Annotated in this window: 16 protein-coding genes; 12 read left to right on the top strand and 4 right to left on the bottom strand. The window is 72.5% G+C overall.

The genetic code is table 11. The features are described from left to right. The first annotated feature begins 222 nt into the window (after nt 1-222). The 9 genes from ACX12L_RS20675 to ACX12L_RS20635 all read left to right on the top strand — a co-directional run bounded on the left by ACX12L_RS20675 (nt 223) and on the right by ACX12L_RS20635 (nt 9,462). Entirely contained in the window at nt 223-1,035 is an 813-nt protein-coding gene (locus ACX12L_RS20675; protein ID WP_459264320.1) for a helix-turn-helix transcriptional regulator, read from the top strand. Between the two features lie 123 nt (nt 1,036-1,158). Further along, a complete protein-coding gene (locus ACX12L_RS20670) occupies nt 1,159-3,342 on the top strand; it encodes a TonB-dependent siderophore receptor (protein WP_459264319.1) in 2,184 nt (727 codons plus the stop codon). 168 nt (nt 3,343-3,510) lie between these two features. Then, complete coding sequence (locus ACX12L_RS20665; RefSeq protein ID WP_459264318.1) at nt 3,511-4,350, top strand: PepSY-associated TM helix domain-containing protein; 840 nt, start codon at nt 3,511-3,513, stop codon at nt 4,348-4,350. Nucleotides 4,351-4,392: 42 nt separating this feature from the next. Next, the gene (locus tag ACX12L_RS20660; protein WP_459264317.1) at nt 4,393-5,562 is read left to right on the top strand and encodes an ABC transporter substrate-binding protein; all 1,170 of its coding nucleotides are present in this window, start codon (nt 4,393-4,395) and stop codon (nt 5,560-5,562) included. Further along, the gene (locus tag ACX12L_RS20655; RefSeq protein ID WP_459264316.1) at nt 5,559-6,608 is read left to right on the top strand and encodes a FecCD family ABC transporter permease; all 1,050 of its coding nucleotides are present in this window, start codon (nt 5,559-5,561) and stop codon (nt 6,606-6,608) included. Before ACX12L_RS20660 ends, ACX12L_RS20655 begins: the two co-directional genes overlap by 4 nt. Then, nucleotides 6,605-7,384, top strand: coding sequence for an ABC transporter ATP-binding protein (locus ACX12L_RS20650; RefSeq protein WP_459264315.1), 780 nt, complete (start codon nt 6,605-6,607; stop codon nt 7,382-7,384). The genes ACX12L_RS20655 and ACX12L_RS20650 overlap by 4 nt, the downstream gene beginning before the upstream one ends. Next, nucleotides 7,384-8,703, top strand: coding sequence for an ATP-binding cassette domain-containing protein (locus ACX12L_RS20645; RefSeq protein WP_459264314.1), 1,320 nt, complete (start codon nt 7,384-7,386; stop codon nt 8,701-8,703). The genes ACX12L_RS20650 and ACX12L_RS20645 overlap by 1 nt, the downstream gene beginning before the upstream one ends. Beyond that, entirely contained in the window at nt 8,588-8,938 is a 351-nt protein-coding gene (locus ACX12L_RS20640; RefSeq protein WP_459264313.1) for a hypothetical protein, read from the top strand. The genes ACX12L_RS20645 and ACX12L_RS20640 overlap by 116 nt, the downstream gene beginning before the upstream one ends. Further along, nucleotides 8,935-9,462 (top strand): ATP-binding cassette domain-containing protein, encoded by a 528-nt coding sequence (locus ACX12L_RS20635; RefSeq protein ID WP_459264312.1) that lies wholly within the window; start codon nt 8,935-8,937, stop codon nt 9,460-9,462. Before ACX12L_RS20640 ends, ACX12L_RS20635 begins: the two co-directional genes overlap by 4 nt. Before the next feature lie 15 nt (nt 9,463-9,477). Here the strand turns inward: ACX12L_RS20635 and ACX12L_RS20630 are convergent, their stop codons facing one another. Genes ACX12L_RS20630 through ACX12L_RS20615 form a run of 4 tightly spaced genes read right to left on the bottom strand, consistent with a single transcriptional unit; the run spans nt 9,478 to nt 12,614 of the window. Beyond that, entirely contained in the window at nt 9,478-10,824 is a 1,347-nt protein-coding gene (locus tag ACX12L_RS20630; RefSeq protein ID WP_459264311.1) for a TolC family outer membrane protein, read from the bottom strand. A 16-nt stretch (nt 10,825-10,840) separates the two neighbouring features. Then, nucleotides 10,841-11,179, bottom strand: coding sequence for a rhodanese-like domain-containing protein (locus ACX12L_RS20625; protein WP_459264310.1), 339 nt, complete (start codon nt 11,177-11,179; stop codon nt 10,841-10,843). A gap of 13 nt (nt 11,180-11,192) precedes the next feature. After that, nucleotides 11,193-11,903, bottom strand: a complete 711-nt coding sequence (locus tag ACX12L_RS20620) for a protein-L-isoaspartate O-methyltransferase family protein (RefSeq protein WP_459264309.1) — start codon at nt 11,901-11,903, stop codon at nt 11,193-11,195. Between the two features lie 48 nt (nt 11,904-11,951). After that, on the bottom strand, nt 11,952-12,614 hold the full coding sequence (locus ACX12L_RS20615; protein WP_459264308.1) for a TetR/AcrR family transcriptional regulator: 663 nt from the start codon (nt 12,612-12,614) through the stop codon (nt 11,952-11,954). A 148-nt stretch (nt 12,615-12,762) separates the two neighbouring features. On the opposite strand from ACX12L_RS20615, the gene msrA reads away from it, so the two are divergent. The 3 genes from msrA to ACX12L_RS20600 all read left to right on the top strand — a co-directional run bounded on the left by msrA (nt 12,763) and on the right by ACX12L_RS20600 (nt 15,949). Further along, the gene (gene msrA, locus ACX12L_RS20610; protein ID WP_459264307.1) at nt 12,763-13,311 is read left to right on the top strand and encodes a peptide-methionine (S)-S-oxide reductase MsrA; all 549 of its coding nucleotides are present in this window, start codon (nt 12,763-12,765) and stop codon (nt 13,309-13,311) included. 24 nt (nt 13,312-13,335) lie between these two features. Beyond that, nucleotides 13,336-13,716 carry a hypothetical protein gene (locus ACX12L_RS20605; protein ID WP_459264306.1) on the top strand — a complete coding sequence of 127 codons (381 nt, stop codon included), beginning with the start codon at nt 13,336-13,338 and terminating at the stop codon, nt 13,714-13,716. Between the two features lie 172 nt (nt 13,717-13,888). After that, nucleotides 13,889-15,949, top strand: a complete 2,061-nt coding sequence (locus ACX12L_RS20600) for a TonB-dependent receptor domain-containing protein (protein ID WP_459264305.1) — start codon at nt 13,889-13,891, stop codon at nt 15,947-15,949. Nucleotides 15,950-16,241 lie beyond the last annotated feature (292 nt).

Raw genomic sequence — 16,241 nt, 5'->3', positions numbered from 1 at the left:
AATGTGCTCACGTTGATCACTCCTGCTCCCCCGTGCTGAAAAATTCAGCACGATAGAGCGGCAACGTGGCTCAGATTTCAACGTGAACGCGTCCCGAAATGGCCCAGATTTGGAAATGAATCAACACTTGATGGATGACTCAAGTTATGATTGAGAATCATTTGCAATTAATGGTGATTCCTCGGAATGTTTGCATGGCCACGCAAGGTGGGAGGCGGCCTGATGGTTTCCGCGGGAAGCGCGGTGCTGCAGGAAAGCCTGGAGGTGCGGGCCCCGATCTTCCAGGGGCTGCAGGTGATCGTGTCGCTCAGCAGCCGCCTCAAGGGCGGCGTGGACGGCTATGCGCCCTTCGACATCGAGGAGTCCGGCGCCTACTTCGTCCTGTGCACCGGCGAGCATGACGGCCTGGACCGCTTCGAGGCCCACGTGCTGCAGCGCCATGTGCGCATCGGCATCGATGCCGACGTGGCGGAGCGCAGCGGCTTCGGCCTGGATCTGGTGGCCAGGAGCGGCGGGCGCCGCCTGCACAGCCAGGAGGTGCTGGTGCTGCACCAGCCGCTGACCTCGGCGCTGCGCGCTGCGGCCATGCAGATCCTCTATTGCCCGTTCAAGGACGGGGCCGTGCGCGATCTGTTCCTGGGCGCGAAGGGGATGGAACTGGCGGCCGCGGCGCTCGCGCGTCCGTTGGCGCAGTGCCCCGGCGCGGGCGACGCCCTGCCGGCCGGCGAGGTGCAGCGCCTGTGGCGGGCGCGCGACCTGCTGATCGCCCGGGCGCACGAGCCGCCGTCGCTGCCCGAACTGGCGCGGGAGGCGGGCCTCAACGCCAAGAAGCTCACCGCGGGTTTTCGCCGGCTTTTCGGCATGAGCGTCTTCGAGTACCTGCAGCAGCACCGGCTGGAGGAGGCCTACCGCATGCTGTCCAGCGGCGGCTGCACGGTCACGCAGGTGGCGGCCCATGTGGGCTATGCGGTGGCGCATTTCTCCACGGTGTTCCGGCAGCGGTTCGGCATCTCGCCGCGCGATCTGCTGCGCTGAGCGCAGGTGCGCGGGCAGGGCGGCCCGTAAACGAAAGTCTTCGCGCCGCCAGCGAAAGCGTGGGACGCGGCAATTTCCTACAGTGATTGAGATTCGTTCTCAATTGCTCTGGAGATTGCCGAAATGCTCGATCATCGTGTGCCCGGCGCGGCCGCGCTGGCGCCCGTGGCGCTGGCCGTGGCGGCGCTGGCGGGGGCGGGACTTGCCCGCGCCGCCGAACAGACCTTGTCCACCGTGCAGGTGCAGGGCCAGCAGCCCAAGGACATGCCGACCGAGGTGTCCGAGGGCTACACGCCGCGCGGCGTGACCGTGGGCACCAAGCTGCCCGCTACGCTCAAGGAGACGCCGCACGCCGTGTCCGTCATCACGCGCCAGCAGATCGAGGACCAGAACCTGACCACGCTGGACCAGATCATGGCGCAGACGCCCGGCGTCAGCGTGGACCTGTCGGGCACGGGCGTGATCCCGGCCTTTTACTCGCGCGGCTATCCGGTGGAGTATTTCCAGTACGACGGCCTGCCGGTGCAGACCGGCGGCGCCTCGTGGAGCCAGCCGGACATGGTGATGTTCGACCACGTGGAGGTGCTGCGCGGCGCGGCCGGCCTGTTCAACGGCGCGGGCCAGCCCGGCGGCGTCATCAACCTGGTGCGCAAGCGCCCGCTGGGCGAGCGGCGCTTTTCCGGCGCGCTGGGCCTGGGCTCGTGGAACACGCGCCGCGCCGAGGTGGATTTCAGCACCCCGCTCAACGCCAGCGGCACGGTGCGCGCGCGGCTGGCCGGCGCGATCGACAAGCGCGATTCCCACGTGGACTACGCCAACAGCGACCGCCGCTCGCTCTACGGCATCGTCGAGGCCGACCTGGGCGCGGCGACCACCGTGGCGCTGGGCGCGGGCTACCAGAAGCGCGACTGGCTGCCGCCGATGATGGGTGTGCCGCGCTACGCCGACGGTGGCGACCTGAAGCTGCCGCGCAGCACCTTCCTGAGCACGCCGTGGACGCATTGGGACTTCGAGACCACCCAGGTGTTCGCCGACGTGACGCACCGCTTCGGTGACGACTGGCAGCTCAAGCTCGCGGCCGTGTCGGACCATGAGACCAGCGACCTCAAGTACGCCTACGTCTCCGGCGCGGTGAACCGCGCCACGCTGGCCGGGCCGCGCATCCTGGGCGGCGCCAACGCCTACGACAACAAGCAGCTCGCGCTGGACGCCATGCTCAGCGGCGTCTTCCAGGCCTTCGGCCGCCGCCACGAGCTGGTGCTGGGCGCCAACTGGTACGACCGCAAGGCCGGCTCGCAGGGCGGCGCGCTGCCGGGCTTCGGCGGCACGGCGGTGGATGTGTTCCATTTCGACCCCGCGGCCTACGCCGACCCCGGCGCGGTGAACTGGACCAGCGACAGCCGCGCCGACACGCGCCAGCACGGCATCTACGGCGCCACGCGCCTGAAGCTGGCCGATCCGCTGACGCTGCTGCTGGGCGGGCGCTGGAGCTGGTGGGACGTGGAAAACACCAACGTGCGCACCGGCGCGGTCACGTCCGCCTACAAGCAGAGCGGCAAGTTCACGCCCTACGGTGGGCTGGTCTACGACCTCGATTCCACCTGGTCGGTCTATGGCAGCTATGCCGAGATCTTCCGCGTGCAGAGCAACCTCAAGGACGAAGGCGGCAACGGCCTGCCGCCGGTCATCGGCGCGAACTACGAGGCCGGCATCAAGGGCGCGCTGTACGGCGGCAGGCTCAACCTGGGGCTGTCGGTGTTCCGCATCATCGAGCGCAACCGGGGCGTGCAGGTGTCGCCCACCATCATCGACAACTGCTGCTACGCCACCAACGGCAAGGTGCAGAGCCAGGGGATCGACGTGGAGGCCGCGGGCCAACTGCTGCCGGGCTGGCAGCTCATGGCCGGCTACACCTGGAACACCAGCAAGTACAAGGAAGACCCGAAGAACCAGGGCCAGCCCTTCCGCACCATCGCGCCCAGGCACCTGCTGCGGCTGTGGACGAACGTCCGCTTGCCGGGCAGCCTGAACGCCTGGGACCTGGGCGCGGGCATCAACGCGCAAAGCGGCATCTACAGCGAGGGCGGCAGCCCGGCCGTGCGCGCCACGCAGGGCGGCTACGCCGTGGCCAGCCTGCGCGTGGGCTACCGCATCGACAGCCACTGGAGCGCGGCGCTGAACGTGGGCAACCTGTTCGACCGCACGTACTACACGCGCCTGGGCAGCGGCAACTTCGGCCCGGCGAACTTCGGCAACGTCTATGGCGAGCCGCGCAACGTGCAGGTGACGCTGCGTGGGAGGTTTTGAACACCCCCCTGAGCGGCTGCGCCGCTTCCCCCCGCTCTCGCAGCGCTGCGCGCTGCGGGCAGGGGGACGCCGCCCGTGCGGCGGGGCGGCCCTTGCGCGGCTGCCCTGGCCTGGGGCGCGCCGGTTTCATGCGCTGCGCCCTGGAGCACTGAGCGGATGAGTACGCGCATGAATCGACGGGCGCTGTGGCGCAAGGCGCACCTGTGGCTGGCGCTGCTGCTGGGCTGGGTGTTCGCGCTGCTGGGCGCCAGCGGCGCGGTGCTGGTGCTGCGCGCGCCGCTGCTGAAGTGGGAGGTGGGCGCGGCGGTGCTCACGCTGCAGGCGCGGCCCGCGCCGGGCACGCCCATGGCGCTGCCCGAGGCGTGGAAGCAGGCTGCGCGGCAGGCGTACCCGCAGTTCGCGCGCATCCAGGGCGCCGCGCCGCCGTGCGCGGGGTTCCTCACCTCGGACAACGCGCTGGTGTTCGGCCCCGTGCAGGGGCGGCGGGCGATGGGCATCGCCATGCTCGACCCGTACAGCGCCGCGCCGCGCGGTTTCTTCGTCTACGACGACCTGTGGCTCGCCAAGGCCGTGGCGCTGCACCGCGGCCTGCTGCTGCCGCCCGGCGCGGGCAGCGTGGCCGTGGCGCTGTGCGGGTTGGCGCTGCTGGCCTCGCTGGCCAGCGGCATCTGGCTGTGGTGGCCGCGCCAGCTTTCGGCCAAGGCCTGGCGAACGGCGCTGCTGCCGCGATTGCGGGGCGCCGCGCTTTGGCGCGGGCTGCACAACGCCAGCGCGGGCTGGCTGCTGCTGCCGCTGCTGGTGATCACCGCCACCGGCGTGTGGCTGGCGCGGCCCGGCTGGTTCGGCGCCAGCGAGCGCAGCGGCTTCAAGCCGGTGCTGTCGGCGCTGCATGGCGAGCTGATGCTGGGCACGGCAGGCCAGGCGCTGGCCTTGGCGGCGGGGCTGGCGCTGCCGCTGCTGTACGCCACCGGGCTGGTGATGTGGGCGCGGAGACTATCGAAACCATAGCTGCTGGCGCTTGTCATACAAGGTTTCCAAATGAAAAACCATATGAAAACCTTACACAGCAAGCGCCACCAGCTCACTTATTTGATGAACATGAACCAACTCAAGACATTCCTGCGCCGCGCCGCGTGCGTGGCGCTGCTGGCCTGCGCGGGCGCGCAGGCCGCGCAGCTCGAGGACGTGGCGGGCCGCAGCGTGCAGGTGCCCGACCAGGTGCAGCGCGTGCTGCTGGGCGAGGGGCGGCTGATCTACACGCTGGCGCTGCTCGAAGGGCGGCAGGCGTTCGCGCGCGTGGCCGGCTGGCAGGGCGACTTCCGCGGGCTGGATGTGCAGGGCTATGCGGCGTTCGCCCAGGCGTTTCCGCAGGCGGCACAGGTGCCCGTGGTGGGCGGCGCCACGTCCGAGAGCTTCAGCGTGGAGAAGGCGCTGTCGGTGCGGCCAGACGTGGCTTTCATGGCCCTGTCCGGCGGCCACGGCCCGGCCCCCGGCAGCGAGGCCGTGCGCCAACTGGAGGCGGCGGGCGTGCCCGTGGTGTTCGTCGATTTCAGCAGCCATCCGCTCGCCAACACCGTGCCCAGCCTGCGCCTGATGGGCCAGGTGCTGGGGCGGCAGGCGCGGGCCGAGGAATACATCCGCTTCTACGAGGAGCACGTGGGCCGCGTGCGCGAGCGCGTGGCGCGGGCGGCGGCCCGGCCGGGCTTCCAGCGGCCCAGCGTGTTCATCGACATGCTGGCGGGGCTGCAGGAGTGCTGCGGCTCGCCGGGGCGCGGCAACTTCGGCGAGATGGTGGAACTCGCCGGCGGCGACAACATCGGCGCGGGCCGCATTCCGGGGCCGGTCGGCAAGCTCAACCCCGAATACATCCTGGCGCGCGACCCGCAGGTCTACGTGGCCACCGGCGTGTTCGCGGCCGGGCAGGGCGGCGTGGCGCTGGGCTACCAGGCCACGCCCGACGAGGCGCGCGCCAGCCTGCGCGCGGTGGCCCGCCGGCCCGAGACGCGCGAGCTGACTGCCGTGCACCTGGGCCGCGCGCATGGGCTGTGGCACGTCTTTTACGACTCGCCCGAGCACCTGGTCGCCGTCGAGGCGCTGGCGAAATGGCTGCACCCGGAGCTGTTCGCCGACATCGACCCGCAGCGCACGCGCGCGGAGCTGTACCGGCGCTTTCTGCCGATCCCGATGACCGGCGTGCTGTTCGTGGACGAGGCGCCATGAACGCGCCCGCATCGGCGGCCGCGCACTACCGGCGGCGCAGAAAGCAGCGCCTGTGCCTGCTGGCCGCGCTGGCCCTGGCGCTCGCCGCCAGCGTGGCGCTGGACGTGGCGACCGGCCCCTCGGGCATGGCGCTGGGGCGGCTGCTGCAGATCCTGCGCGACCCGGCCAGCGTGCCGCGCGTGGAGGCCGTCATCGTCTGGAACGTGCGCCTGCCCTATGCGCTGATGGCCGTGCTGGTGGGCGCGGCGCTGGCGCTGGCCGGCGTGGAGATGCAGACCGTGCTCGGCAACCCGCTCGCCAGCCCGTTCACGCTGGGCGTCTCGGCCGCCGCCGCCTTGGGCGCGGCGCTGGCCATCGTGCTCGGACTGGCGCTGCCGGGCGTGCCGCCCGCCTACGTGGTGGCGGCCAATGCCTTCGTGTTCGCGCTGGCCTCGGTGGGGCTGCTCTACCTGCTGGCGCTGTGGCGCGGCTTCGGCGTGGAGAGCCTGGTGCTGTTCGGCATTGCCCTGGTGTTCAGCTTCAACGCGCTGGTGGCGCTGCTGCAGTTCGTCGCCAGCCAGGACACCTTGCAGCAGCTCGTGTTCTGGACGCTGGGCAGCCTGGCGCGCGCCTCGTGGGACAAGCTCGCCATCCTGGCCGCCGTGCTGGCGCTGTGCCTGCCGCTGGCCTGGCGCCAGTCGTGGGCCATGACGGCGCTGACGCTGGGCGAAGACCGCGCGCGCAGCTTCGGCGTGCCGGTCGGGCGGCTGCGCGCGGCGGCGCTGCTGCGCATCAGCCTGCTGTCGGGCGTGGCAGTGGCCTTCGTCGGCACCATCGGCTTCGTCGGGCTGGTGGCGCCGCACATCGCGCGCATGCTGGTGGGCGAGGATCACCGCGTGCTGCTGCCCGCTTCGGCGCTGGCGGGGGCGCTGATTCTGTCGATGGCCTCGGTGGCGAGCAAGACGCTGATCGACGGCGTGCTGGTGCCCGTGGGCATCGTCACCTCGCTGGTCGGCATTCCGTTCTTCCTCGCCATCGTGGCACGCACGCGCAAGGCATCGGCATGAGCGCTTCTTTGGCAAGCGGCCTGCGCGCCGAGGGGCTGTGCATGCGCTACGGCGCGCAGCCGGTGCTGCGCAACCTGTCGCTGCCGCTGCTGGCGCCGGGGCGTGTGCACGCGCTCATCGGCCCCAATGCCGCGGGCAAATCGACGCTGCTGCGCGGGCTGGCCGGCCTGCAGCGCGCGCAGGGCCGGGTCTGGCTCGACGGCGAGGACATCAGCGGCTGGGCGACCGCGCGGCGCGCGCGGCGGCTGGTCTACCTGCCGCAGAGCCTGCCTACGCGCACGGGCCTGGCGGTGTTCGAGGCCGTGCTGAGCGCCGCGATGGCAGGCGGCGAGCGGAGCGAGGAGGCGCTCGCCGGCGTCGAATCCGCGCTGCGGCGGCTCGATCTGCTGGCGCTGGCCGACCGACCGCTCGCCAGCCTCTCGGGCGGGCAGCGCCAGCTCGTCGGCCTGGCGCAGGCGCTGGTGCGCCGCCCGCGCGCGCTGCTGCTGGACGAACCCACGAGCGCGCTCGACCTGTACCACCAGCACCTGGTGCTCGACCGCGTGCGGCACGAGGCGCGCGCGCAGGACCTGGTCGTGCTGGCGGTGCTGCACGACCTGCACCTGGCGCTGGCCTGCGCGGACCAGGTGCTGGTGCTCGACGGCGGCACGCTGATCACTGCCGGGCCGCCGGGGCAGGTGATCGACGCCGCGCTGCTGGCGCGCGTGTACCGCGTGGATGCCGCCATCGGCCTGCTGGCGGGCCGCCCGGCGTTGGCGGTGGCGGGGGCCTTGTGATGGACGGCTTGCAGCCGGCGCGCGCGGTGCGCGGCCGCATCGCGCAGTGCGTGGCCTGGGGGCTGGCGGTGCAGGCGCTGCACGTGGCGCAGGGCGCGGGCCTGGCCCTGGCGCTGGCCGCGCTGTTGCGGCAGGCGCCTTTTGCGCAGGCGCTGCCCTGGCTGTTGCTGGCGCTGCTGTCGGCGGCCTTGCGCGCGGCCTGCGTGTGGGCCGGCGAGCGGGCGGCCGAAGGCGTGGCGCAGCGGTTCAAGGCGCACCTGCGCGGCGCCATCCTGGCGCAGATCGTGCGACTGGGGCCGGCGGGCGTGCCGGGCCAGCGCACCGGCGCACTGCAACAGGCGGCCGTGGGCGGCGTGGAGGCGCTGGAGAGCTACTACAGCCGCTACCTGCCCGCCGTGTGGATCGCGGTGCTGGGCGCGGGCGGCGTGCTGGCGCTGCTGGCCTGCGCCGATCCGGCCACGGCGGCGCTGCTGGCCGTGTTCGCGCTGGGCCCGCCGCTGATCGAGCTGCTGTGGCTGCGCCGCCAGATGCCCGCCACCTCGGGCGTGTTCGCCGCGATGGGCGCGTTCGGCGCGGCGCTGCTCGACGCGCTGCAAGGGCTGGTCACGCTCAAGGCCTTCGGCGCGGCGGGCCGCTGGCGCGACGGACTGGCGTGGCAGGCGGCCACGCTGCGCACCACGCTGGCGCGCACGGGTCTCACCACGCTGATCGGCCTGGGCGGCATGGCCGCCGTGCTGGCGGTGAACGCCGGGCGCGTGGCCGGGGGGCAGCTCGCGCCGCAGGCGCTGCTGCTGACGCTGTTCCTCGCGCGCGAGGTGTTCCGCCCGCTGGACCGGCTGGAAAAGGCCTTCCACGCGGCCTGGACGGCGGGCGGCGCCTGGGCGCCGATCCGCCGGTTGATGGCGGCCCGGCCCGCCGTGCGGGAGGCGCCTGCGCCGCAGCCCATGCCCGAGGGCTTCGCGCTCGCTTTCGAGCGGGTGGGCTTTCTCTATCCCGGATCGGCGTCCTGGGCGCTGCGGGATTTTTCGCTGGAAGTGCGTGAGGGTGAATTCGTCGTGCTCGTGGGTGCCTCGGGCGCGGGCAAATCGAGCGTGGCGGCGCTGCTGCTGCGGTTCTTCGATCCCGAGGCGGGCACGGTGCGCATACGGCGGCGCCGACCTGCGCACGCTGGCGCTGGACGTCCTGCGCGCACGCATCGCCTGGGTGCCGCAGGACTGCACGCTGCTGGCCGGCAGCGTGGCGGGCAACCTGCGCCTGGCCAGGCCCGATGCCGGCATGGACGCGTTGCGCGCCGCCGCGCGGGCCGCCGGCATCGATGAGCACATCCAGGGCTTGCCGCAGGGCTACGCCACGCCCGTGGGCGAGGGGGGCGGCCGCCTGTCCGGCGGCCAGCGCCAGCGGCTGGCGCTGGCGCCCATCGCCGAGGTGGCCCAGGCCGCGCGGCGGCTGGGCGACGTGCGCGCCGCGGCGCAGCGGGTGCTGGCCATCCTGCGCCAGCCGGCGCGCGTGCGCGACGCGGGGCGGGCCGAGATGCCCGCCGTGGCCGACGTGTGACCTGCGTCCACCTGTTGCTGCGGCTGGTGGAGCCCGACGCGGGCGCCATCCGCATCGGCGGCACCGACCTGCGCGACCTGCCGCTGGCCACGCTGCGCGCGCTGGTGGCCGTGGTGCCGCAGGACCTGCACCTGTTCGATGCCAGCGTGGCGGACGACATCCGCCTCGGGCGGCCCGGCGCGTCGATGGCCGAGGTGCAGGAGGCCGCGCGGCTGGCCCAGGCGCACGGCTTCATCGCCGCCTTGCCGCAGGGCTACGGCACGCGCTGCGGGGAGCGCGGCGCGCAGCTCTCGCGCGGCCAGCGCCAGCGCATCGCCATCGCGCGCGTCTTGCTGGTGGGCGCGCCCATTCTGGTGCTGGACGAGGCCACGGCCAGCCTGGATGCGCGGAGCGAGGCGGCGATCGGGACGGCCATCGGCCTGCTCAAGCGCCGCGGGTGGACGGTCGTGCTGATCGCGCACAGGCCATCGACCATCCGCCATGCGGATCGCGTGGTGTCGCTCCAGGACTGTTCCGAGGGGTGAGGTTCGGGCGTATGTCTACCGCGCCAGCAGCGCATCCACCGCCGCCACGTCGTCGGCCGTCAGCGTGCCTGCCGCCTGCTTCAGGCGCAGGGTGCCGACGAGCACGTTGTAGCGTGCGGTGGCCAGGTCGCGCTTGGTCTGGTAGAGCTGGCTTTGCGCGTTGAGCACGTCGATGTTGATGCGCACGCCCACCTTGTAGCCGAGCAGGTTGGCGTCCAGCGCGCTCTGGCTCGATGCCTCGGCAGCCTGCAGGGCGCCGACCTGGCTCAGGCCCGACTGCACGCCGAAATAGGCGGCGCGCGCGGCCTGGGCCGCCGTGCGGCGGGCGTTGTCGAGGTCGGCGCGGGCCTTGTCCTCCAGCGACAGGGTTTCCTTCACGCGGTTCTGCACCGCGAAGCCCGCGAACAGCGGCAGGTTGAGCGCCACGCCCACGCTGGCCACGTTGGCGCGCGAGTGGATGCCGGGCATGAGCACGGTGCCGTTGGGCGTGCGCTGCACGCCGTAGCTGGCCTGCAGGTCCACCGTGGGCAGGTGGCCGGTCTCGGCCTTGCGGGTCTCCAGGCGCGCCACGTCCAGGGCCAGGGCGGCCTGGCGCACCTGCGGCTGCCGGTCTTCGGCGGTGCGCACCCAGTGGTCGACGTCCGCGGGCCGCACGCCGGGCAGTTGCACGGGCTGGGCCAGGGGCTGGGGGTTGGTGCCGGGGCGGCCGACGATCTGGTCGAGCGCCAGGCGCTTGACGTGCAGGTCGTTTTCGGCGGCGATTTCCTGGGCGGAGACGAGGTCGTGGCGGGCCTGGGCCTCGCGTTCGTCGGTCACGGTGGCGGTGCCGACCTCGAAGTTGCGTTTGGCCGCGGCCAGCTGTTCGGCCACGGCGGCCTTTTGCGCGCGCACGAAGGCCAGGGTGTCCTGCGCGCCCAGCACGTCGAAGTAGGCCTGGCTCACGCGCACCAGCAGGTCCTGCTCGGCGGCGTCGCGCTGTGCGCTGGCCAGGTCGATGCCGCGCTGGCCCTGTTCGAAGCCGATGCGGCTGGCAGGGCGGTACAGGGGTTGGGACGCCTGCACGCTCAGGTTCTGCGTGGGGCCGTTCACGTCCACGCCGGGCAGGGGCGGGCGCGTCACGTCGTTGCGCGCGTAGGCCACGCCGCCGCTGAGCCCCGCGCTGGGCAGCAGGCCGGCGCGGGCCTGCTCGGCGCGGCTGGCGGCCGCCTGCAGCTGCGCCTGGGCGGCCTGCCAGGGGGCGTCATAGCCGCGGGCCAGTTCCACCAGCGCCGACAGGCTCTGCGCCTGCGCGGGGCCGGCCGCCGTGGCGAGGGCGGCGCACGCCGCCAGGGATAAGCAGAGCAGCCGTTGGGGTATGCGCATGGTCGGGCCGGGTCGTTCAATACCGCGGCACCGCCGGGTCGCATTCGTGCGACCAGGCATCGATGCCGCCGGTGATGTTGGCCACCCGGTCGAAGCCCTGGTGCGCCAGGAAGCCGGCCACGTGCAGGCTGCGCACGCCGTGGTGGCACAGGCAGGCGACGGGGCGGGCGGGGTCGAGCTCGGAGAGCCGCGCGGCCAGCTCGCCCATGGGGATGGCCGCGAGCTCGAAGCCCCGCGGCGTGACGCTGGCGGTCTGCAGCTCCCACGGCTCGCGCACGTCCAGCACCAGGGGCTGATCGCCCGCGTGGGCGGCGAGCCAGTCGGCCAGCTGGGACGGGCGGATGTGGTCGATCATGTGCAGGGCCGGGTCAGAACTTGAAGGGCGAGGGCTCGGGGAAGTTGCGCAGGCGCGGCACGACCACGTCCCAGGGCTGGCTGGTCTCGAAGCGCTCGCCGCTGCGGCGCACGAAGGTGGCCCGCATCATGGGCTGGTCGCCCACGTAGGCGCCCAGGCGGCCGCCGTCGCGCAGCAGCGCCAGCAGCTTCTGCGGCACCTCGGCCACGGAGCCGCTGAGCACGATCACGTCGAACGGGCCGTCGGGAATGGGGTCGAGCGCGCCGTCGGCCTGGCGCACCTGGGCGTTCTCCACGCCGGCGCCGCGCAGGTTCTCGCGGGCGAATTCGGCCAGGTCGGGGTCGATCTCCAGCGACACCACGCGCTCGGCGCGGGCGGCCAGCAGGGCGGCCATGTAGCCCGAGCCTGCGCCGATCTCCAGCACGCGGTCGGTGGGCTGCACCTGCAGGTCCTGCAGCATGCGCGCGTCCACGCGCGGCGCCAGCATCACCTGGCCCAGGCGCTCGGCTTCCTGCGCATCGGGGTTCAGGGGGATCTGCGTGTCGGTGAAGGCCGCGCCCTGGTAGGCGGGCGGGACGAAATCCTCGCGGCGCACGACGGACAGCAGCTCCAGCACGCCCGCGTCGAGCACGTTCCACGGACGGATCTGCTGCTCCACCATGTTGTAGCGGGCCTGCTCGACGGGATCGTGGATGTCGGCGGACGTGTTCAGGGGCATGTTCATGGGAGGTACTCCGAAAGGCGGACTGGGGAATCGGACAAACCCGCGATTTTAGGTCGGCCGCACGCACAGGCCCTGCAATACGTTGTCGGCCTGCAGGCGGATGTATTTTTCCGGCGAAAAACGCTCCGGATCGAGGATGCACAGCGACGGCGAGGGCTGCGAGATCATCAGGAACATCAGCGGCGCGAGCACGCAATAGACGGCGTGGTCCAGGTCGAGCGGGCGCAGCTCGCCGCGGTCCATGCCGCGCTGCAGGATGCGGCGGATCAGCTGGTGGCCGGGCTCGATGACCTCGCGGCGGTAGAAGCCGGCGATCTCGGGGAAGTTGTTGGCCTCGCTGAGCATGAGCTTGCCCAGGCCCGCGGCCTTGGTCGAGCCCACGCGCTCCCACCAGGTCTGGAAGCAGTAATGCACCAGCTCGCTGCTCGTGCCCTCGTAGGCCTCGAGCTCCAGGTCCCACTCGGCGAAGCGCCCGGCGATGTTCTTGCGCACCACGGCCTTGAAAAGGTCTTCCTTGCTCGGGAAGTAGAGGAACAGCGTGCCCTTGGACACGCCGGCGCGCGCCGCGACTTCCTCCACGCGCGTGGCGGCGAAGCCTTTTTCCACGAACAGGTCCAGCGCCGCGTCCAGCAGCTCGCCGGGGCGCGCCTCCTTGCGGCGGCCGCGCCGGGGGGCTTCGGGCTGGTCGGGAAGGATGGGGAGGGCGCTCATGGAATTACTGACTGGCCGGTTAGTAATGGCGGCGACCGGATGGTAGCGATCGCGCGGCCCGTGTGTCAACGCGCCGCGTTTGCCCGGGCATGGACCTGTGTATGGATTCCTTCCTATCATGTGCGCCCGTGTTTCAAGGAGTGTGCCCATGTCCCCGGCATTGCAGACCATCACCCTGGGCGGCGGGTGCTTTTGGTGCACCGAGGCCGTTTTCGACCGCGTGCGCGGCGTGACCGACGTGCAAAGCGGCTACGCCAACGGCCATGTGGCAGCGCCCACGTACGAGCAGGTGTGCTCGGGCGACACGGGCCATGCCGAGGTGGTGCGCGTCACCTTCGACCCGGACCGGATCGGCGTGCGCGAGATCCTCGAGATTTTCTTCGCCACCCACGACCCCACCACGCGCAACCGCCAGGGCAACGACGTGGGCACGCAGTACCGCAGCGGCATCTACTACACCGACCCCGCGCACAGGCAGGTGGCCGGGGACCTGCTGCGCGAGCTGGCGCAGGGCGGCCAGTGGGACGTACCCGTGGTGACGGAGCTGCAGGAACTGAAGAGCTACTGGCCGGCCGAGGACTACCACCAGGACTACTTCGCCAGCCACCCTGAACAGGGCTATTGCGCCTTCGTCGTGGGGCCGAAGGTGGCGAAGTTCCGCAAGACCTTCGCGCGCCACCTGAAGCCCGGGGCCTGAATCCTGCGCTATCCTCCCGGGCCCATGCCGCGCCCACCGCACTCCCACGCCCTGCCGCTGCTGCGCCGCCGCCTTGCGCTGGCGTGGCTGCTGCTGGCGCTCGTGCTCGCGCCCACGCTGGGCCGCATGCACCAGGTGCTGCACCTGCCCGGCGGCGCGGCCCCCCAGGCGCACGCGCACGGGGCGGGGCAGGCGCTCGACGCGCTGCATGCCCTGTTTGCCGGCCACGGCAACGCCGACTGCCAGGTGCTGGACCAGCAGACGCTGGTGGGCGCGGCGCTCGGCCAGGCCCCGGCGCTGCTGCAGGCCGCGCCGCAGCTGCCGCCCGCCTGCGTACCCGCGCCCGCGCCCGGCACGGGCGGCGCGGCGCCGTTTCACGCGCGCGCCCCGCCGCTGCGCGCCTGAGGCAGTCCCTGCCTCATGAGGCCGCCGCATCGCGCGCCGGCCCGATCAGTTCCATTTCGATAGCTGCCAGCGCTTGCTGCATAAGCGCTTGTGGCGTTTTTCATTGAAATTCCAGTGCGGCCGCGCGCGGCCTGTGCGTGCGCGCGCGCCGCCTCTTTGGACGAATCCATCCATGAATTCCTTTGCTTCTTCCCCGCGGGCGCCCGGCGCCCGCCATCCGCTGGCCTGGGCCGTGCTGCTGAGCCTGGCCGGCGCCGCGCCCGCCTGGGCGCAGGCCGAGGCCAGCCTGCCCGAGGTCACCGTGTCCTCCAGCGGCCTGCAGCTGGGCGCGTCGGAGATGACGCAGCCCGTCTCCGTGCTGGAGGGCGACGAGCTGGTGCGCCGGCGCGAGGCCACGCTGGGCGAGACCCTGGAGGGCGAGCCCGGCATCACCGGCAGCCACTTCGGCGCGGGCGCCAGCCGCCCCGTGATCCGCGGCATGGACGGCGCGCGCGTGCGCGTGCTGTCCGACGGCTCGCAGCTGCAGGACGCCTCCACCGTCAGCCCGGACCACGCCGTGGCCGCCGAGCCGCTGCTGGCCACGCAGGTCGAGGTGCTGCGCGGCCCATCGGCCCTGGTCTACGGCGCCGGCGCCGTGGGCGGCGTGGTGAACGTGCTGGACGGCAGGGTGCCCACGGCCATCCCGCAGAAGGGCTACGAGGGCAGCGCCGAGCTGCGCGCCGGCAGCGCCGCGCGCGAAAAGGCCGGCGCCGTGACCCTGACCGGCGGCGCCGGCAACGTGGCCGTGCACGTGGAGGCCGCGGGGCGCGACGCGGGCGACTACCGCGTGGGCAGCGGCTGGGCCGGCGGCGGCCGCGTGCCCGGCAGCTTCAACCGCACCGACACGGGCAGCGTGGGCCTGTCGTGGGTGGGCAGCCGCGGCTACCTGGGCATGGCCCTCACGCGCCAGAACGCCAAGTACGGCCTGCCGGGCCACAACCATAGCTTCGAGGGCTGCCACACCCATGGCGACCACCTGCACTGCGGCAGCCACGACGGCCACGACCATGACGACGAGCATGACCACGACCATGGCGGCGTGCCGGTGGTGGACCTGCGCAGCGAGCGCATGGACGTGCGCGGCGAGCTGCGCGACCCGTTCGCCGGCTTCACCGCGCTGCGCCTGCGTGGGGGCGTGACGGACTACCGGCACGACGAGGTGGAGGACGGCGCCGTCTCCACCACCTTCAGGAACAAGGCGCACGACCTGCGCGTGGAACTGCAGCACGCGCCCGTCGCGGGCCTGCGCGGCATGTTCGGCGTGCAGACCGCGCAGCGCAGGTTCAGCGCCGTGGGCGAGGAGGCCTACGTGCTGCCCACGCTCACGCGCCAGTGGGGCGTCTTCATGCTGGAGGAATACCGCATCGGCAACCTGCGGCTGGAGGGCGCGCTGCGCCACGACCGGCAGACGGCCGAGCTGGAGGACGGCACGGACCGGCGCCGCCACGGCGGCACCTCGGCGTCGCTGGGCGCCGTGTGGCGCTTCGCGCCCGGCTACGCGGCGGGCATCAGCCTCACGCGCGCCAGCCGCGCGCCCACGGCCGAGGAGCTGTACGCGCGCGGCCTGCACATGGCCACCTCCACCTACGAGCGCGGCGACGCCGGCCTGCGCGCGGAAAGCGCGCGCAACATCGACCTGAGCCTGCGCAAGACCAGCGGCGACACCACCTTCGACGTAACCGTGTTCCGCAACCGCATCCGCGACTACATCTACGGCCGCACGCTCGACGAGCACGACGGCCTGCAACTGCTGCAGTATGCCCAGGCGGACGCCACCTTCACCGGCATCGAAGGCCGCGTGCGCCAGCGCATCACGCCCCGCCTGGGCGTGACGCTGTTCGGCGACAGCGTGCGCGCGCGCCTGGACGGCGGCGGCCTGCTGCCGCGCATCGCGCCCATGCGGGCCGGCCTGCGCCTGGACGCCAGCTGGCAGGCCTGGGAAGGCCAGGTGGAATGGGTGCAGGTGGCGTGCCAGGACCGCGTGGCGCAGTTCGAGGCAGCCACCCCGGGCTACGGCATGCTGAACATGGGCGTGGCCTACAACGGCCGCACCGGCGGCGGCACGCCCTGGCAGCTGTACCTGAAGGCGCGCAACCTCACCGACCGCCTGGCCTACGCCCACACCTCGTTCATCAAGGACGCGGCGCCGCTGGCCGGGCGCAACGTGACGCTGGGCGTGCGCGTGTCGTTCTGAGAAAGACCGCGCGCCGCCGTGCGGCAAGGTTGCCGCCGCCGCGGCGCGCGGCTACCATGCGCGGCCATGCCTCTCGCCGCACTCCCGCTTCGCACATGCCCGCGCCGCCGCGCGGGCGGGGGTGCCGTGGTGCGCGAGATCTGGCCATACAAGCCGGTCGCACATTCCCACGCCCGGCGATAACACCCCTTTCTTCTTCCACACGCGCACCACCACCATCGCCGGGCATCTCTCCGATGCGCGATGGCGGGGGCCGAGCGGGCGCAGGCGCGGCCTCCCTCGAAAGGACCGG

This window comes from Alicycliphilus sp. T452, from assembly GCF_054512775.1.
This window is presented reverse-complemented; position numbering and strand designations above follow the sequence as displayed.